The following is an 18,270-nucleotide window of genomic DNA, read 5'->3' as shown; positions in this document are numbered from 1 at the left end:
TAGATGGTGCCAGCTCAGCCGGTGTGAAATCAGACGGGGCAAACTTGTCGGAGCCTCGTGATGTCATGCCTACATGCTCAGCCCCGCCACCACCGCACCATCTCATCGCACCGCGCCGGTCGCCGGGGTCCGTCGCTGGGATGCGGCAGTGTCTGCGGTGCTCGACCCGCACATGCGTGGCACGGTTCGCGTACTCGGTGGTCCCGGCACCGGGAAGAGCAGCCTGCTCCTCGATATCGCGGCAGCCCGGATAGCCGCCGACGCCGACCCGGAATCAGTTCTGTTGCTGACCGGTTCGGGACGGTTGGGCGCACGCGCCCGCAGCGCACTGACCACCGAACTGCTCGCGGCGCACCCGGATCGCGCGGTGATACGCCAACCGCTGGTGCGTTCGGTACATGCCTTCGCGTTCGCGGTGCTGCGGTTGGCGGCCCAACGGGCGGGCGATCCGCCGCCACGGCTGATCACCGGCGCCGAACAGGACGGCATCATCCGCGAGCTCCTGGCCGGCGATATCGAGGACGGCGCCTCGGCATGGCCGCCGGAGCTGCGGGTGGCACTGGGCACCGCGGGTTTCGCCAACGAACTGCGGGACCTGCTGGCGCGCTGCGCCGAGCGCGGGATCGACCCGTTGCAGCTGCAGCGGGTGGGGCGGTTGTCGGGACGCCCGGAGTGGTCCGCCGCGGGCCGCTTCGCCCAGCAGTACGAACAAGTGATGCTGTTGCGGGCCGCGGTAGGGATGGCCGCCCCACAGGCGACGGTTCCGGCGTTGGGCGCGGCCGAGCTGGTCGGCGCCGCGCTGGAAGCATTCGCCACCGATCCTGATCTGTTGGCCGCCGAGCACAGCCGCATCTCCACCTTGCTCGTCGACGACGCCCAGCATCTCGATCCTCAGGCCGCCCGGCTGGTCCGCCTGCTCGCGGCGGGGGCCGAGACGGCGGTCATCGCAGGGGATCCGCACCAGACGGTTTTCGGGTTCCGCGGTGCGGATCCGGCTCTCCTGCTGTCTGATTCGTCACCGTCGATCACCTTGGACGCCACCTCGCGCTGCGTGCCGGAGATCGCGCGGGCCATCACCGGCCTGGTTGCGCAGCTGCCCGGCGGTACGTCCCATCGCGAACTTCACAGCACCAGGACTGATGCCGGCGCGGTCAGCGCTCTGCTGGCCGCCTCCGAGCATGCCGAGGGCGCTTTGGTTGCCGATACCCTTCGGCGGGCCCACCTCATCGACGGGGTGCCGTGGTCGCAGATGGCCGTCATCGTCCGGTCTGTGCCCAGGGCGGCCGCACTGCCGCGCGCGCTCGCCGGGGCCGGCGTCCCGGTGGCGCCGTCGTCGACGCATGGCCCGCTCCTGGACAACGCCACCGTGCGGGCGTTGTTGGCGGTGCTGACCGCAACGGCCAACGGGCTTACCGGCGATCATGCGTTGGCATTGCTCACCGGGCCGATCGGCCGGATGGATCCGGTGTCGTTGCGTCAGCTGCGCCGGTCGCTGCGCCGCATCGACGGTGCCGAGCCGCCACGCGATTTCGGTGACCTGCTCGTCGGTGCCTTGACCGGTGGTGTCCCCGACGCGTTGTCGCCGTCGCATGCCAAACCGCTGCGCCGGGTCGCGGCGGTGCTGGCTGCTACCGCAGCCGCCCAGGATCCTCGATCGGCGCTGTGGCAGGCGTGGCAGCGCAGCAGCCTGGCCCGCTGGCTGCTGACCGCCAGCGAGCGCAGCGGCCAGGGCGGCCTGCGGGCTGCGGCAGATCTGGACGCGGTGACCGCGCTGTTCGATATCACCGACCAGTTCGTCTCACGCACCGCGGGGGCGTCGGTGTCGGGGCTGGTCGACCATATCGCTGCGTTGCAGCTGCCGGCGGCTGCCACCGAGCCTGTCGAGACACCGGAAGCGGTGGCGGTGCTCAGCCCGCACCAGGCGCTCGACGGCGACTGGGCTGTCGTGGTGATCGCCGGGCTGCAGGAAGGGTTGTGGCCCAACACCGTTCCGCGCGGCGGCATTCTGGGCACCCAGCGGTTGCTCGACGTGCTTGGCGGGATCACCGGTGATGTCTCACTCACGGCACCGCTGGTCGCCGAAGAGCGGCGCCTATTGATCGCTGCGATGGGCCGGGCCAGGGACCGGCTGGTCGTCACCGCGGTCGACGGGACCGCGGGCGACTCCGATGAGATGGTTGTGCCGTCACCGTTTTTCTACGATATCGCCCGCTTCGGCACCGCCGACGGTGTCCCCGTCGAGTTGCCACCGCCGGTGGTCGCACCCCAGGTGCTGTCGGTCCCGGCGGTGGTGGGCAAGTTGCGCGGCGTCGTCTGCGCACCCGATGGCCGTGTCAGTGATGCCGAACGATCCTGTGCGGCAAATCAATTGGCGCGGCTTGCGGCAGCGGGTGTGCCCGGTGCGGACCCCGCCTGCTGGTATTCGATGGTTCCTGTCAGCACCGACGCGCCGCTATGGGAGAGCGGCCCCGATGCGGTGGTGACCCTGTCACCCTCGACATTGCAGACCCTGCAGGACTGCCCGCTGCGGTGGCTGATGGAACGCCACGGCGGTGCCGATGCCCGCGAGTTGCGTTCCACCATCGGCTCGTTGGTGCATGCGCTGATCGCCCAGCCCGGCAAATCCGAAGCGCAACTGATGGTCGAACTCGACACGTTGTGGCGCCAGTTGCCGTTTGAGTCGGAGTGGTTTGCGCGCAACGAGCTCAACCGCCATCAGGTCATGCTGGCGACGTTCACCCAGTGGCGCGAACAGAGTCGTCGCGAGCTGACCGAGGTGGGCACCGAAGTCGAGGTCGACGGTGTGTTGCACGACGACGGCGAGGGCGGACCGGATGTCCGGATTCGCGGCCGGGTTGACCGCCTCGAACGTGACGCCGCGGGGGGTCTGGTCATCGTCGATGTCAAGACCGGTAAGAGTCCGGTGACCAAGGATGACGCGCAGCGCCACGCCCAGCTGGCGGCGTATCAGCTTGCCGTGGCTGAAGGTCTGCTTCCGCACGGCGACCAACCCGGTGGGGGCAAGCTGGTGTACGTCGCCAAAAGCGGGGCCAACGGTGCCACCGAGCGCGCGCAGGACCCGTTGACCCCAGAGGCGTTGGCGGACTGGAAGGCAGAAGTGCACCGGGCCGCCGCGGCGACCGCGGGCCCGCAGTTCGTGGCGCGACGCAACGATGGCTGCACGCACTGCCCGGTGCGACCCGCCTGCCCCGCCCACACCGTTCCGACCTCGCAGGAGATGCAGTGACACCGTCACCGAGTCCGCGCTACAGTCCCGCCGAACTGGCTGCCGCACTTGGCCTTCACCAGCCCACCGATGAGCAGGCCGCCGTCATCGCCGCTCCGACAGGTCCGCTGGTGGTCATCGCGGGTGCGGGGGCGGGGAAGACCGAGACGATGGCGGCGCGGGTGGTATGGCTGGTCGCCAACGGTTACGCAGACCCCGCTCAGGTGCTGGGTCTGACGTTCACCCGCAAGGCGGCCGGTCAGCTGCTGCGCAGGGTGCGGTCGCGGCTGGCCCGGCTCGCCGGGGCCGGTCTGGCCGGTGTGACGCCGGTGGTCGACGGCATCTCGGAGACGGTTCGGGTCAGCACCTACCACGCGTTCGCCGGTGCCCTGCTGCGCGACCATGGTCTGCTGCTGCCTGTCGAACCGGACACCCGGCTGCTCAGCGAAACCGAGTTGTGGCAGTTGGCTTTCGACGTGGTCTGCAATTACCAGGGCGAGCTGAATACCGATAAGACACCCGCGTCCATCACGTCGATGGTGCTGCGTCTGTCCGGTGAGCTCGCCGAACATCTCGTCACCACCGATCAACTGCGTGACACCCATCTGGAATTGGAGCGGCTGGTGCACACGCTGCCCGCGGGCCCCTATCAGCGTGACCGCGGTCCCAGCCAGTGGTTACTGCGGATGCTGGCCACACAGACCGAACGCACCGAACTGGTGCCGCTGATCGATGCGTTGCACCAGCGCCTGCGTGACGAGAAAGCCATGGACTTCGGTATGCAGATGTCGGCCGCGGCCCGGCTGGCTGTGCAGGCACCGCAGGTCGGCGCCCAGCTGCGGGAACGCTACCGGGTGGTGCTGCTCGACGAATATCAGGACACCGGTCACGCGCAACGAATTGCGTTGTCCGCCTTGTTCGGTGGTGGGGTCGATGACGGTCTCGCGCTCACTGCGGTCGGCGACCCCATCCAATCGATCTACGGCTGGCGCGGCGCATCGGCGACCAACCTGCCGCGGTTCACCACCGATTTCCCCACTGCGGACGGCGCCCCGGCACCGACCCTGGAATTGCGTACCAGCTGGCGTAACCCGCCGAGCACGCTGGCGGTGGCCAATGCGGTGTCCGCCGAGGCTCGCCGCCGCTCGGTAGCCGTGCGTGAGCTGCGGGCCCGCCCAGGCGCCGAGCCCGGGACCGTCGCCTGCGCGCTGCTCTCCGATGTTGCCGCGGAACGAGAGTGGTTGGCAGATCACATCGCTGGGCGCTTCAACAGCGATGGTGACTCGCCGACCACGGCCGCGGTCCTGGTGCGCCGCAACGCTGATTCTGCGCCCATCGCCGATGCGCTCCGGGCCCGCGGGGTACCGGTGGAGGTCGTCGGGCTGGCCGGCCTGCTGGCCGTCGATGAGGTCGCCGATGTCGTGGCGATGTTGCGGCTCGTGGCAGACCCCGCCGCGGGCGCGGCGGCAATGCGGGTGCTCACCGGTCCGCGCTGGCGCCTCGGTGGCCGAGATATCGCTGCACTGTGGCGTCGGGCGCGCACTCTTGATCACCGCCCTGCCGCCGGGATGGCGACCGCAGAGCAGATCGTCGCACAGCTGGCCCCCGATGCCGATAGCGCCTGCCTGGCCGACGCGATCAATGACCCCGGCAGTGCCGACGGGTATTCCGTTGCTGGGTATGGCCGTATCTGTGCACTCGCCGATGAATTGACTGCCCTGCGGGGACACCTGGACCACTCACTGAACGATCTCGTCGCCGAGGTACGCCGCTTACTCGGTGTCGATGTCGAGGTGCGCGCCCTGCGGGGGGCGGCCGATGGCGCGACGGGCGGTGAACAGCTAGACGCCTTCGCCGATATCGTCGACGGCTACGCACAGCGAAGCAACCCGGCCCGCAACGACATTCACGGATTGCTCGCGTACCTCGATGCCGCGCATATCGTCGAGAACGGATTGGCACCCGCCGAGGTGACCGTCGCGCAGAACCGGGTGCAGATCCTGACCGTGCACGCGGCCAAAGGGCTGGAGTGGCAGATCGTCGCGGTGCCACACCTGTCGGCGCGGGTGTTCCCGTCCACCGCATCCAACCGCACATGGCTCACCGACGCCGCCGATCTGCCACCGCTGCTGCGCGGTGATCGGGCCCAGCTCGGTCCGTACGGCGTACCGGTGCTGGACACCTCGGCGGTGACCAACCGAAAGCAGCTGTCGGACACCATCGCCGAGCACCGCAAGTTGCTCGACCAGCGACGGGTCGACGAGGAACGCCGGCTGCTGTACGTCGCGATCACCCGAGCCGAGGACACCCTGCTGTTATCCGGTCACCACTGGGGGGCCACCGACAGCAAGCCACGTGGCCCGTCGGATTTCCTGTGCGAGCTCAAGGACATCATCGAAGCGGCGGCGGCCGACGGCAGGCCCTGCGGCGAGGTGGAGCAGTGGGCCGCCGCGCCCGCCGACGGCGAACCGAACCCGTTGCGCGATAACGTCGTCGAGGCCATGTGGCCCGCCGACCCGATGGGTTCGCTTCGTGCGGATGTCGATCGCGGTGCGGCTCTGGTCGCGGCGGCCATGTCCGAGACAGAGCCGGCACCGCTGCCCGATCCGTTCAATTGGGCCGCCGATGTGGATGCGCTGCTGGCCGAACGCGCCCGCAGCCAAGAAGGTGCACCGGCGCCGTCGGCTCTGCCTGCGCAGCTCTCGGTGAGCAGCCTGGTCGATCTTGGCCGTGACCCGGTCGGCGCCGCGCAGCGCCTACGCAGGCGGATTCCGGTGCGGCCCGACCCTCATGCGTTGCTCGGCACCGCTTTTCACGATTGGGTGCAACGTTTCTACGGGGCCGACCGTCTGTTCGATCTGGACGACCTGCCAGGTGCGGTCGACCACGACACCGGCCGCGCCGAGTCCGACGAACTGGCCGAGCTTCAAGCCGCCTTCATGGCGTCGCGGTGGGCGGCGCGCACACCACTCGATATCGAGGTGCCCTTCGAGATGGTCCTCGCCGGGCGTGTCATCCGCGGCCGCATCGACGCGGTGTTCCCCGACCAGGACGGCGGGGTGACCGTGCTGGACTGGAAGACCGGCGAGCCACCGCATGACGCGGAGGCGCAGCAGCAGGCGGCAGTGCAGCTGGCGGTGTACCGGCAGGCGTGGGCCGGGCTGCACGGCTGCCCGGAGACCTCGGTGCGTGCGGTCTTCCACTATGTGCGCAGCGGGCAGACCGTCACACCGGACGTGCTGGCGGGCCGGGCCGAACTGGAAGCGCTGCTCGATGCCGCAGACCCCGCTACGGCGTCGGAGCGTTGCGCCTGACCTTGAGCGCCGAGGTGATCATCGGGATCTGCATCGGCACCCGGGCGATCGCGCCGAGCTTCATGTGCAACGGCTTGTCCCACCACAGCCGGCACATGTTGATGTTGCCCGGCAGCACCGCGATGTACAACGCGATCGCGGCCAGGGCGCCGAACCGCCGGGTGCGCGGGGCCAACACCAGCGCACCGGTCACGATCTCGGCGGCCCCGGAGGCGTAGGTGTAGAACCGCGCGCTGCCTGGCAATTCGACGGGAACGATCGTGTCGAACGGCTTCGGGGTGGCGAAGTGCAGCACCCCGATACCGATCAGCATGGCGCCCATCCGGAGGGCGGGGACCTGGCTGGGAGTGCTCTGAGCGGCGAGTGTCGTGGTGGTCATGGTTACATTGTGTCGTGCGCACCGGCGAGCGGGTTCACAGTGGCCGAAAGTAGGTTGCGGCGTCGGCTCCGCAGCTTCGACGAGACGCTGACCGCCAAACCAGATGCCGCCCTCGTTGAATACCTGCATATCCCGGAGCGGTTCATCAGCCCGGCCCGCAGAATCGTCACCCGGGTGCTGTACGCGCTGGCCGCGCTATTCCTCGCAGTGCTCATCGTCTACCTCGACCGGGACGGTTACCGCGACGTCCAGGACAACGAGCTGTCCTTCCTGGACTGCCTCTACTACGCCACGGTGTCACTGTCGACCACGGGTTACGGCGATATCACCCCGTTCACGCCGTCCGCGCGGCTGATCAACGTTCTGGTGATCACCCCACTTCGGGTGGCGTTCCTGATCGTCTTGATCGGTACCACGGTCGAGACGCTGACCGCGGCCTCGCGCCAGGCCCTCAAGATCCAGCGATGGAGGAACTCCGTGCGCAACCACACCGTCGTCATCGGCTATGGCACTAAGGGCAAGACGGCGGTGGCCGCGATGGTCGGCGACGGTGTCCCGCCCGCGGAGATCGTCGTCGTCGACACCGACCAGTCCTCACTCGACCGGGCCAATCAGGCCGGTCTGGTGACCGTGCGCGGCGACGCCAACAAAGCCGATGTGCTCAGGTTGGCCGGCGCCCAGCACGCCAAGGCCATCATCGTGGCCACCAACAGCGATCCGACCGCTGTGCTGGTGACGTTGACCGCCCGTGAACTCGCCCCGAAAGCGCAGATCATCGCGTCCATCCGGGAGGCCGAGAATCAGCATCTGCTGCAACAGTCAGGTGCGGACTCGGTGGTGGTGTCCTCGGAGACCGCGGGCCGGCTCCTCGGCATTGCGACCACCACCCCCAGTGTGGTGGAGATGATCGAGGATCTACTGACTCCCGACGCCGGGTTTGCCATCGCTGAGCGGGAAGTCGAGCACAAAGAGGTGGGCGGCTCACCGCGGCACCTGCCCGATATCGTGCTCGGCGTTGTCCGCAACAGCAAACTGATGCGGGTCGACGATCCTGATGTCGATTCCATTGAGACGGGGGACCGGTTGCTCTACATCCGCAGCGCGGGAGAAGACCGTGGCTGATTTCCAGCTCCGCAATATCCCACTGCTGTCGCGCGTCGGTGCCGACCGCTCCGATCAGCTGCGCACCGATATCGACGCAGCCATCGCCGGCTGGGCCGATGCTGCGGTGTTGCGGGTGGACGGCCGCGGCCAGGTCCTCATCGTCGACGGTCGGGTGTTGCTCAGCGATACCGCCACCCTGGGCGACGCACCTCCGGCTGAGGCGGTGTTCCTCGGCCGCATCGAAGGCGGCAGGCATGTCTGGGCGATTCGGGCCGAGCTCCCCGCCCCTGATCAGGACGTCGAGGCCCACGTGCTCGACTTACGCCGGGCTGGAACGGTTTTCGACGATGTGAGTGCGCAGCTGGTGTCCTCGGCGACCGCCCTGCTCAATTGGCATGACAGCGCGCAGTTCAGCGCGATCGACGGTGCGCCGACAAAATCGGTCAAGGCCGGCTGGTCGCGGGTGAACACTCTCACCGGTCACGAGGAGTTCCCCCGGATCGACCCGGCCGTCATCTGCCTGGTGCACGACGGCGCCGACCGGGTGGTACTGGCCCGCCAGACACTGTGGCCGGAGCGGATGTTCTCCCTGCTGGCCGGTTTCGTGGAGGCCGGCGAATCCTTCGAGACCTGTGTGGCCCGTGAGATCGCCGAGGAGGTCGGGCTTGCCGTGCACGACATCCGCTACCTGGGCAGCCAGCCGTGGCCATTTCCGCGTTCGCTGATGGTGGGCTTTCACGCCTTGGCCGATCCCGCGCAGGATTTTGCGTTCAACGATGGTGAAATCGCCGAAGCCGCCTGGTTCACCCGCGACGAGGTTCGCGCCGCCCTGCAGATCGGCGACTGGACCAGCGCCGCCGCTACCCAGTCGAAACTGCTTCTGCCAGGATCGATTTCGATCGCCAGGGAGATCATCGAATCCTGGGCGTGGGCTGACTAGCTACGTCAACTGACACCGAGCTCGGCGAGCTTGCCTTCCACGTCGCGAATGCTCGGGTTGGTCATCGTCGAGCCGTCGGCGAACTTCACCGTCGGCACCGTCTGATTACCGCCGTTGACCGACTGCACGAACTTCGCCGCCGACGGGTCCTCTTCGATATCGATCTCGACCCAAGAGATGCCCTTGGATTTCAGGGCGGTCTTCAGGCGTGCGCAATAGCCGCACCACGTCGTGCTGTACATGGTGAGCGCAGATTCGCTGGCAGTCATGACATCAATCTTGCCCGATGGTGGCCGACGTGCGTCTCGCACGGGTCTTGTCGCCCATCCCTGCGATGATGAACGCCATGCCGACCGATACCGCTCTGATCGCCGGCCTCGACGACGAACAGCGCGAAGCGGTGCTGGCCGCGCGTGGCCCGGTGTGCGTGCTGGCCGGCGCCGGAACCGGTAAGACGCGCACCATCACCCACCGCATCGCCCACCTCGTCGGGGAAGGCCACGTATCGGCCGGGCAGGTGCTGGCCGTGACGTTCACCTCCCGGGCGGCGGGCGAGATGCGCAGCCGGCTGCGCGGTATCGACGCCGCGTCGGACGCCGGTGCCCGGGTGGGTGCGGTGCAGGCCCTGACGTTCCACGCCGCCGCCCGGCGGCAGTTGTCGTATTTCTGGCCGCGGGTCGTCGGCACCACCGGCTGGCAACTGCTCGACAGTAAGTTCGCCGTCGTCGCCCAGGCCGCGAACCGGGCCAAACTCCAGGTCAGTACCGACGACGTCCGTGACCTTGCCAGTGAAATCGAATGGGCCAAGGCCTCGTTGATCACCCCCGAGCAGTACCCGGCCGCGGTAGCCGAGGCGGGCCGGGACATCCCGCTCGACGCGGCCAGGGTCGCCGCGGTGTACGCGGGTTACGAGCGTCAGAAGGCCCGCGCTGAGGTCACGCTGCTCGACTTTGACGATCTGCTGCTGCACACGGCGGCAGCCATCGAGAACGACGCCGCCGTCGCCGAGGAATTCCGCGACCGGTACCGCTGCTTCGTGGTCGACGAATACCAGGACGTCACGCCGCTGCAGGAGCGGGTGCTGTCGGCGTGGCTGGGCAATCGAGATGACCTCACCGTCGTCGGCGACGCCAACCAGACCATCTACTCCTTCACCGGCGCCACCCCGCGGTTTCTGCTCGACTTCACCCGGCGGTTCCCCGACGCGGCCATGGTCCGCCTCGAACGGGACTACCGCTCCACCCCGCAGGTGGTGTCGCTGGCCAACCGCGTCATCGCCGCGGCCCGCGGTCGGGTGGCCGGTAGCAAGCTGCACCTGATCGGCCAGCGTGAACCGGGGCCGGTGCCGACCTTCTCCGAACACCCCGACGAGGTGGCCGAGGCCACCGCGGTGGCCCGCTCGATCAAGAAACTCATCCAGGCGGGCACCCCGGCCGCGGAAATCGCTGTGCTGTACCGGATCAACGCGCAGTCCGAGGTCTACGAGGAGGCGCTGACCGGGGCGGGTATCGCCTTCCAGGTTCGCGGCGGGGAGGGCTTTTTCAGCCGCCAGGAAATTCGGCAGGCGCTGCTGGCGATGCAGCGGGCTGCGGAGCGATCCCCGCAGATCCCGGAAGGTGGCCTGCCCGACGCGGTCCGTGAGCTCCTCGAACCGTTGGGCCTGACCGCCGAGGAACCGACCGGCACCAAGGCCAGGGAGCGTTGGGAGACGCTGACCGCCCTGGCCGAGCTCGTCGACGAAGAAGTTGCGGCACGCCCGGAATTGGAGCTGCCCGCGTTGGTCGCCGAGCTACGGGTGCGGGCCGACTCACGTCATCCACCGGTGGTGCAGGGGGTGACTCTGGCGTCGCTGCACGCGGCCAAGGGACTGGAGTGGGATGCGGTCTTCCTGGTCGGGTTGGCCGACGGCACCCTGCCGATTTCGCATGCCCTGTCCAAAGGTGCCGATAGCGAGCCGGTGGAAGAGGAACGGCGGCTGCTGTACGTCGGAGTAACAAGGGCGCGTGTGCATTTGGCCCTCAGTTGGGCCCTGTCGCGCACCCCCGGCGGGCGGCAGACCCGCAAACCGTCACGGTTCCTCAATGGCATCGCACCGCAGACCGATGCCGCCGACGCCAGCCCCAGTAAACCGCGCAGGCAGCGCGGCCCGGCGTCGCGCTGCCGGGTCTGTAACAGCCAGCTCACCACCCCGGCGGCGGTGATGCTGCGGCGCTGCGAAACGTGTTCCTCCGAGATCGACGACGAACTCCTGGTTCAGCTCAAGGATTGGCGGTTGCGGACGTCCAAGGAGCTCAAGGTGCCTGCCTATGTGGTGTTCACCGATAACACGCTGATCGCGATCGCGGAACTGATGCCGGCAGACGAGGCTGCACTCGTCGCGATCCCCGGTATCGGGGCCCGCAAGCTCGAGCAGTACGGCGCCGATGTCCTCGATCTGGTCCGTGGCCGCAGCTGACCCCCGGTCCATCAATAAAACTGCAGGTCAGAAAATTGCTTGTCGCTCAAAGGGTCAGCCGTTAACCTGAAACCCGCACCAATGATGGTCGCGTCAGAACGAGGCAGGAAAGGAGGAGCTCACTGTGATCACTAACCAAGTCGTATCCGTTACCGGGTTGGCATACAGCGCTGGGTTCCTCCGTGTCGCGCCGATGAATATCGGCGCCGCAGCTCATCCGGCACCTGCCAACCCGCATGCGGGTCAGACGGCCCATGCCGCCGTCTGGGCAGCCGCCGCTATTACGCCGCAGCGTAAGCGCCGCACTGCCACCGCGACTGACGCGTCCGTGAATCGGGGCTCCACCTAACAGCCCGCGAAAAAGCCAACTGGCCACGGACCCGAAGTCACCCGGATCCGTGGCCATAGTGTTTTTCGAGGCAAACCTCGAACACCAGGTCCCGGATCTCTTGGAAGACGAAAGCCACGAGACCTGGAAGAGGTGAAGGACATGTCAGCCCTGACAGTCCGCGAAGAAGTGCTGCTGGTGCTGCCGTGCCATGAGGGTGAGCCCGACCTGTGGTTCGCCGAGAACCCCGGTGACCTGCAGCGGGCCAAGGTGCTCTGCGAGGGGTGCCCGATCCGTCGGCAGTGCCTGGCGGCGGCGCTGGACCGGCAGGAGCCGTGGGGCGTGTGGGGCGGGGAGATCTTCGACCGCGGCACGATCGTCGCGCGGAAACGGCCGCGTGGTCGCCCGCGTAAGGATGCGGTCGCCGCGTAGACAGGCCTAGATGCGTGAGGCCGTGTCGTCGGTGGTCGGATGGTCGTGTGCCGGTGGATGGCGTTCCTCGAACCGCTCGTCGGGGATCGCCGTCTCACCGGCGGAGACCCCGGTGATCAGCGGTAGGGGAGCGGGCGGGGTCGTTGATCGCCTTCGGGTGACCAACGGCACCGCCCCGCAGGCCACCACGATGATGACCACCCCGATCCACTGCGCGGGCGCCAGCCACTCGTGCAGAAGCAGCGCCGCCAGGGTGATTCCGATGACCGGCTCCAGTGCGCCCAGCAGGCTCAGCGGGACCGAACCCAAGCTGCGTACCGCGTACAGGGCGCCGCCCATGCCGACCGGGGTCAGGACCAGCCCTTGCAGGATCGCAGTGTGCCAGGCGAGCGCCGACACCGCGAAGCTGTCGCCGCTGGCGACGGCGAACACCGCGACGGTCGCGGTGGAACCGATCATCACCAAACCCGCGGCCGCCACGGTCCCGACGTCGTGCACCCAGCGCTCGCTCAAGACCAGATAGATCGCGTAGCCCGTAGCGCTGAGCAGGCTCATTGCCACCACCGACAGGGACGCGGCGCTGCCTCCCGCGCCGCTGACCAGCACCAACCCGCCTACCGTGACGAGTGTCAGGGCGATCAGCGTCAGCGGTACTGGCGTGCGATCGCGCAGCCAGACCAGTCCGATGACGATCAGCGGGCACACGTTGACGACGACCACCGGCACTTGCACCCCGCCGCGCTGCACGGCAATGAAGAACACCACCATCTGCGCGCCGAACACAATGCCGCAGACGGCGACCAGGCCGAGGGCCGCCCGCCACGGCACGCGGCGGGCCCGCCCGGTCAGGAGCCAGATGGCGCCGATGGCCAGGATGGCGAACACCCCACGAATGGTGAGCAGAACAGCTGGGGTGGCACCGCTGTTGAAGGCGAACACCGCGACCACGGCCATCGAGCCGTAGGCAAGCATGGACGCTGCGCCTGCGGCCCAGCCGCGGACATTGGTCGGCTGGTGGCGCTGCACAGGGTCCTACCTCACGACATGCCAAGGCTGATGGGATGACCGAACGGCAGCGCTGCCGTCACATGGACGAGATTTGCGGTCGAGGCAGATTACCGCTCTCGCGGCCCTGCCTCGTCAGACGGGATTGGCGAAGCCAGGCACCAGGTCAACGGCGATCCCGCGGACCGGCACATGCGCGTCGAGCTGACACGAGATCGCCACGATCGAGGCGATGACCCGCATCGGGATGGCCAGCTTGGGTGGGATGTCCATCTGCCTGGCCGTCTTGAGTTGGCCAGCGGCCCGGTCGAAATTGATCGCGGTCATCTTCTGCAGCCACTTGCGGCTGTAATGGAAAACCTCGACTTCGAGCGGCTGCACATACTGCTGCAGCATGTCGTCGATCTCGACGGTGGAGACCTGCTGCCCCTTCTGAATGAAGCCGATCCGCTCCATCGTCGGCAACAGCTTGTCGTAATTCCTGTCCACGGCGTAGCGCAGCATCGAGCCCAGTTCGACGGGCATCCCGCCGGGCAGAGGAGCGACCGCCCCGAAATCGATGACGCCCATCTTGTCGCCGGGCATCAGCATGAAGTTGCCGGGATGCGCGTCGCCGTGCATCATCTCCAACCGTCGAGGCGCATCGTCAGTGAGCTCAAAAAGCCTGTACCCCATGAGATCTCGTTGCTCTTGGGTACCGTTGCGGATGATCTCGGCCAGCGGGATGCCGTCGATCCACTCGGCGACCACCACCTTGGGTGCGCTGGCCACCACCGCGGGGACGACGAAGTGCGGATGCCCCTTGTAGGCCGCCGCGAACGCCCGCTGGTTATCGGCCTCAAGCCGGTAGTCCAGCTCCATCTCGGTGCGTTCGATCAGTTCGCTGACCACGCCTTCGATATCCGCACCGGGGGAGAGCTGTTTGAAGATGCTCACCATGCGCTGCATGGTCTTCAGGTCCGCGCGCAATGCTTCGTCGGCGCCGGGGTACTGGATCTTGACGGCAACTTCGCGACCGTCGGACCAGATCGCCTTGTGCACCTGCCCGATGCTGGCCGATGCGACGGGCTTGTCGTCGAAGGAGGCGAACCGATCGCGCCATTTGGTACCCAGTTGGGCGTCGAGTACCCGGTGCACCTTGGCCACCGGCATCGGTGGCGCGTCCTTCTGCAGCTTGGTCAGCGCTTCGCGGTAGGGCTCCCCGAACTCCTCGGGAATGGCCGCCTCCATCACCGACAGGGCCTGGCCGACCTTCATCGCGCCGCCCTTGAGCTCACCGAGGACGGAGAACAGCTGATTGGCCGCTTTCTCCATCATCTCGGCGTTCACCTCGTCGCGAGACATGCCGGTCAGGCGCTTGCCGAACCCCAGCGCAGCGCGTCCGGCGAACCCCACTGGCAACGACGCCAGCTTCGCATTGCGCGCCAAGCCGCCGCGCTTGATATCAGCCACCACACCATCATCCACCACCCGCCGCCGGGCACTCACAGGATGCTGGCAACATCGGGGCTCAACAGGCGCTCAACACCGGCACCGCGGGTGCCGTGGCCAGCGGCGGGCCACGATCGAACCGGCGCCGACATCGAATTCCAGGGTGGTCGACAGCGTCGACGGTGTTGGCAGTCGCGCGCCGCTGCCGACGGTTCCTGCGGTGCCCCGCACGGCTCTGATCACGGTGTCGACCTGAGTCAGTGCCAGGGCAGCGGTGGCCAACATGGTGGCCCGATCGGCGGTCCCGACGGTATCGCGCAGCTGCGCCGCCACGGCGGGCCACGCCGCGTCCCGGTCGCTGCGGTGCAGATCAGCACAGCCCAGACAACTGGTCACCCCGGGAATCACCAGCGGGCCCACCAGCCCGGCGCCGTCGCGGACACGCACCAGCAGGTGCGGGATGCCGGCGTCGTGCAGATCGCGGACCATTCTCGGTTCGGCGACCAGGAAATCCGAGAGCACCACCAGATCGGTGCCCTCGGCCCGCACCGCGGCATGCGGTTGGCTGCTGTGCCGGATCCGAGCGCCCGAGCAGCGCAACGCGTCGACGAGCAGGTCAGATAGCGGGCCCCGACCGTGAATGCGGATCGACGCCGCCCGGCCGGTCGGGCGCGTCGGTGCTGAGCTGGCCACCCCCGCGACCACGAGTGCGTCGAGCAGTCGGGTGAATTCGCCGGCATCGATGGGGCCGTGCCGACCGGCCTCACGGACCAGGTCGTCGGCGCCGGCATTGGTTTGCATCAGGCGCAGCACCGCGGCGAGCGCGGCGGCGGTCATCCCGTGCGGCGGGCGAACCAGCACCGCCCGGCGCGGATCCCAGCCCACTTGCACGGCCCCGTCGGGTCGTACCAGCACCGGCATCGCCGGGTCCAGGCTGAGTTGCCCCGTCACCCGCCGACTGTGTCACGGCGGCGGGGCCGCCCGCGGTCAGCTATCCACAGGGGGATCTTTGGGCTTCTCCGGATCGTCCTGCACGTTGTTCTCGAAGTCCTTTTCGAAGTCGGCCAGCGCCTCTTCGATACCGCTGGTGTCGCCACCGATGATGCGGTCGATGAAGGCGGCCGAGTCGTCGAGGTCGGTCGAATCGGGCAGCAGGTCGGGGTGCTGCCACACCCCGTCACGGGCGTCGATGCCCGCGGCTTCGGTGAGCCGCTCCCACAGGGTGGCGGCTTCACGCAGCTTGCGTGGCCGCAGCTCCAGGCCGACCAGGGTGGCGAAGGTCTGCTCGGCGGGTCCGCCGGTGGCACGGCGTCGGCGCAGCGTCTCACTCAACGCGCCTGCGCCGGGGATGCGTTCGCCCAGAGCCGAGGTCACCACCGTTTGGACCCACCCTTCGATCAGGGCCAGCAGCGTCTCCAGCCGCTCAAGGGCGGCGGTCTGCTCCGGGGTGGCCTTCGGTTCGAACATGCCCTGGCTGAGCAGCTGTTCCATCGCCGCCGGATCGGTCAGCGCCGCCGGGTTGAACCCTTGGGCCAGCTCCTCCATACCGCTCATATCGATCTGCATGCCCTTGGCATAGGACTCGACGGTGTTCATCAGCTGGCTGGACAACCACGGCACGTGGCTGAACAGCCGGTGGTGGGCGGCCTCGCGGGCGGCCAGGAACGTCAGGATTTCGGCGCGGGGCAGCTCAAGACCATTCGAGAGCTCCTCGATGGCATCGGGCATCAGGGCGGCAACACCTTTGGGGCCCAAGGGCAGCCCGACATCGGTGGAGGTCAGCACCTCTTTGGACAGCCGGCCCAGGGCCTGGCCGAGTTGCGAGCCGAACGCCATCCCGCCCATCTGCGAGATCATCGACAGCAGCGGGCCGGCCATGCTCTTGGCTTCTTCGGGCAGGGCCGAGGCCCACACCGAGGAGATCTGTTCGGCCACCGGATCGCAGAGCCGCTTCCAGGTGTCCAGGGTGTTGTCGATCCAGTCGTTCGGCGTCCACGCGACCGCTTTGGTGGTGCCCGCGGGCAGTGCGGTCGCGCCGTCGAGCCAGGTTTCGGCGAGTCGGACCGCATCAGAGATCGCCGAGGTGGTGCTCTCCGGAATGGGTGCCACGAAACCGATTGAGCTCGAAGCGAGTTGGCGCGCCAGGTCGTAATTCACCGGTCCGGATTGCGCGCCGCCGCCCATCGCACCGCCGGCGCCGCTGAACATCTGCCCCAGCTTGGTGAAGATCTGGCCGAGGTCGCCCATATCGAAGTTGCCACCGCCGGCACCGAAGCCGAACGGGTCGCCAGGGTTCGGGCCAGAACCCGAGCCGGAGCCGGATTCATCCTTTTTGTGCTTATCGGGGTCGGGGTCTCCGCCGGAGGAGAAGCCAAAGGGCAGGTCAGCCATGACCTCAACGGTACTCATGACGGCCGCTCGGTGTGCGATGCCCGGTCACGCTGTCAGGGAAACCGGGTACAACCCGCTGTTCTCGGGGCAGGGAAGGGCTTGCCCTAGTCTTGGCGGCGTGAACAGGCGGATTCTGACGCTGCTGGTGGCGCTCGTGCCGATTGTCGCCTTCGGCGTGCTTCTCGCCGTGGTGACGGTGCCCTTCGTCTCGTTGGGGCCGGGCCCGACCTTCAACACGTTGGGCGACTTCGACGGCAAACCGGTGGTGAACATCGAGGGCACCCCCACCAAACCGACGTCGGGCAACCTGAACATGACGACGGTCTCCCAACGTGACGAGCTGACCCTGGGCCAGGCGCTGACCTTGTGGATGTCGGGCAGCGAGCAGCTGATTCCCCGCGACCTGGTGTATCCGCCGGACAAGTCGCGTGACGAGGTCGACAAGGCCAATGACGCCGATTTCAAACAGTCCGAGGACAGCGCCGAGTACGCCGCACTGGGCTATCTGAAATACGCGCCCGCGGTGACCGTGGCCAACGTCGCCGACCCGGGGCCGTCGGCTGGCAAGTTGCAGGACGGCGACGCGATCGACGCGGTCAACGGCACACCGGTATCCAACGTCGAAGAATTCACCACCCTGCTCAAGAAGACCAAGGCCGGCCAGGACATCGTCATCGATTACCGGCGCAAGAACGCACCGGCAGGCGTCGCCACCATCACCTTGGGCTCCAATCCCGACCGCGAGTACGGCTACCTGGGGGTTTCGGTGCTCAACGCGCCCTGGGCGCCGTTCAAGATCGACTTCAACCTGGCCAATATCGGCGGACCGTCGGCAGGGTTGATGTTCAGCCTGGCGGTCATCGACAAGCTCACCACCGGTGACCTCAATGACGGCAAGTTCGTGGCCGGTACCGGCACCATCGACGACGACGGCAAGGTCGGTCCGATCGGCGGGATCACCCACAAGATGGAGGCCGCGCACGACGCCGGAGCGTCGATCTTCCTGGTTCCCGCCGAAAACTGCGACGAGGCCAGATCCGGGGGGCAAGACGGTCTGGAATTGGTCAAAGTCGGCGACCTGAATGCGGCTGTCGACGCCCTCAAGACCCTTTCAGCTGGTGGCGAACCACCCAAGTGCTGATCACGGGCTCGACCGTCGCCTGAAGTTGTTTGCGTACAGTTAGGCCGCAATAGGGCAGTGTGAGCCGCCCGCGGCGTGCGCATGTAGTCCGAACTGACTAGAGACGTCCAACCGAACACGACGA

Annotated in this window: 13 protein-coding genes; 7 read left to right on the top strand and 6 right to left on the bottom strand. The window is 67.7% G+C overall.

The genetic code is table 11. The features are described 5' to 3' along the window. Positions 1-172 precede the first annotated feature (172 nt). Together ADBZ9O_RS25450 and ADBZ9O_RS25445 are read left to right on the top strand one after the other, a co-directional pair. Positions 173-3,247: an ATP-dependent helicase gene (locus tag ADBZ9O_RS25450; protein WP_526533490.1), complete on the top strand. Its 3,075-nt coding sequence runs from the start codon at positions 173-175 to the stop codon at positions 3,245-3,247. Further along, positions 3,178-6,540, top strand: coding sequence for an ATP-dependent helicase (locus ADBZ9O_RS25445; protein ID WP_526533488.1), 3,363 nt, complete (start codon positions 3,178-3,180; stop codon positions 6,538-6,540). The genes ADBZ9O_RS25450 and ADBZ9O_RS25445 overlap by 70 nt, the downstream gene beginning before the upstream one ends. Here ADBZ9O_RS25445 and ADBZ9O_RS25440 read toward each other — a convergent pair. Then, complete coding sequence (locus ADBZ9O_RS25440) at positions 6,515-6,919, bottom strand: DoxX-related protein (protein ID WP_526525834.1); 405 nt, start codon at positions 6,917-6,919, stop codon at positions 6,515-6,517. The two genes, ADBZ9O_RS25445 and ADBZ9O_RS25440, sit on opposite strands and share 26 nt — an antisense overlap. 39 nt (positions 6,920-6,958) lie before the next feature. On the opposite strand from ADBZ9O_RS25440, the gene ADBZ9O_RS25435 reads away from it, so the two are divergent. Both ADBZ9O_RS25435 and nudC read left to right on the top strand, forming a co-directional pair. Further along, positions 6,959-8,041, top strand: a complete 1,083-nt coding sequence (locus ADBZ9O_RS25435) for a potassium channel family protein (protein ID WP_526525832.1) — start codon at positions 6,959-6,961, stop codon at positions 8,039-8,041. After that, a complete protein-coding gene (gene nudC, locus ADBZ9O_RS25430; RefSeq protein WP_526525830.1) occupies positions 7,974-8,963 on the top strand; it encodes an NAD(+) diphosphatase in 990 nt (329 codons plus the stop codon). The genes ADBZ9O_RS25435 and nudC overlap by 68 nt, the downstream gene beginning before the upstream one ends. Positions 8,964-8,968: 5 nt before the next feature. On the opposite strand, the gene ADBZ9O_RS25425 is transcribed toward nudC, so the two are convergent. Next, positions 8,969-9,232, bottom strand: coding sequence for a mycoredoxin (locus ADBZ9O_RS25425; RefSeq protein ID WP_526525828.1), 264 nt, complete (start codon positions 9,230-9,232; stop codon positions 8,969-8,971). Positions 9,233-9,309: 77 nt separating this feature from the next. On the opposite strand from ADBZ9O_RS25425, the gene ADBZ9O_RS25420 reads away from it, so the two are divergent. Both ADBZ9O_RS25420 and ADBZ9O_RS25415 read left to right on the top strand, forming a co-directional pair. Next, positions 9,310-11,418, top strand: coding sequence for a UvrD-helicase domain-containing protein (locus ADBZ9O_RS25420; protein WP_526533486.1), 2,109 nt, complete (start codon positions 9,310-9,312; stop codon positions 11,416-11,418). Between the two features lie 490 nt (positions 11,419-11,908). Beyond that, positions 11,909-12,178: a WhiB family transcriptional regulator gene (locus ADBZ9O_RS25415; protein WP_526525826.1), complete on the top strand. Its 270-nt coding sequence runs from the start codon at positions 11,909-11,911 to the stop codon at positions 12,176-12,178. Positions 12,179-12,184: 6 nt separating this feature from the next. Here ADBZ9O_RS25415 and ADBZ9O_RS25410 read toward each other — a convergent pair whose 3' ends face one another. The 4 genes from ADBZ9O_RS25410 to ADBZ9O_RS25395 form a co-directional block, all read right to left on the bottom strand. After that, positions 12,185-13,204, bottom strand: a complete 1,020-nt coding sequence (locus ADBZ9O_RS25410; RefSeq protein WP_526525824.1) for an EamA family transporter — start codon at positions 13,202-13,204, stop codon at positions 12,185-12,187. A gap of 114 nt (positions 13,205-13,318) precedes the next feature. Beyond that, a complete protein-coding gene (locus tag ADBZ9O_RS25405; RefSeq protein ID WP_526533484.1) occupies positions 13,319-14,650 on the bottom strand; it encodes a macrolide-binding ATPase MABP-1 in 1,332 nt (443 codons plus the stop codon). A 54-nt stretch (positions 14,651-14,704) separates the two neighbouring features. Further along, complete coding sequence (locus ADBZ9O_RS25400; protein WP_526533482.1) at positions 14,705-15,535, bottom strand: bacteriocin biosynthesis cyclodehydratase domain-containing protein; 831 nt, start codon at positions 15,533-15,535, stop codon at positions 14,705-14,707. Between the two features lie 66 nt (positions 15,536-15,601). Continuing rightward, the gene (locus ADBZ9O_RS25395) at positions 15,602-17,005 is read right to left on the bottom strand and encodes a zinc-dependent metalloprotease (protein WP_526525822.1); all 1,404 of its coding nucleotides are present in this window, start codon (positions 17,003-17,005) and stop codon (positions 15,602-15,604) included. 118 nt (positions 17,006-17,123) lie between these two features. Here ADBZ9O_RS25395 and ADBZ9O_RS25390 point away from each other — a divergent pair, with 118 nt between their 5' ends. After that, positions 17,124-18,146: a YlbL family protein gene (locus tag ADBZ9O_RS25390; protein WP_526525821.1), complete on the top strand. Its 1,023-nt coding sequence runs from the start codon at positions 17,124-17,126 to the stop codon at positions 18,144-18,146. The last annotated feature ends 124 nt before the right edge of the window (positions 18,147-18,270 follow it).

This window comes from Mycobacterium sp. (genome assembly GCF_965229105.1).
Classification (GTDB): Bacteria; Actinomycetota; Actinomycetes; order Mycobacteriales; family Mycobacteriaceae; genus Mycobacterium.
The sequence above is the reverse complement of the archived record's forward strand: the minus strand, read 5'-3'. Positions and strand labels throughout refer to the sequence as shown.

Excerpts from the sequence above, each read along its gene's own strand:
- ADBZ9O_RS25450 (WP_526533490.1), top strand. The coding sequence starts at position 173 with ATGCGTGGCACGGTTCGCGTACTCGGTGGTCCCGGCACCGGGAAGAGC.
- ADBZ9O_RS25440 (WP_526525834.1), bottom strand. The coding sequence starts at position 6,919 with ATGACCACCACGACACTCGCCGCTCAGAGCACTCCCAGCCAGGTCCCC.
- nudC (WP_526525830.1), top strand. The coding sequence starts at position 7,974 with ATGTCGATTCCATTGAGACGGGGGACCGGTTGCTCTACATCCGCAGCG.
- ADBZ9O_RS25425 (WP_526525828.1), bottom strand. The coding sequence starts at position 9,232 with ATGACTGCCAGCGAATCTGCGCTCACCATGTACAGCACGACGTGGTGC.
- ADBZ9O_RS25420 (WP_526533486.1), top strand. The coding sequence starts at position 9,310 with ATGCCGACCGATACCGCTCTGATCGCCGGCCTCGACGACGAACAGCGC.
- ADBZ9O_RS25415 (WP_526525826.1), top strand. The coding sequence starts at position 11,909 with ATGTCAGCCCTGACAGTCCGCGAAGAAGTGCTGCTGGTGCTGCCGTGC.
- ADBZ9O_RS25400 (WP_526533482.1), bottom strand. The coding sequence starts at position 15,535 with ATGCCGGTGCTGGTACGACCCGACGGGGCCGTGCAAGTGGGCTGGGAT.
- ADBZ9O_RS25395 (WP_526525822.1), bottom strand. The coding sequence starts at position 17,005 with ATGGCTGACCTGCCCTTTGGCTTCTCCTCCGGCGGAGACCCCGACCCC.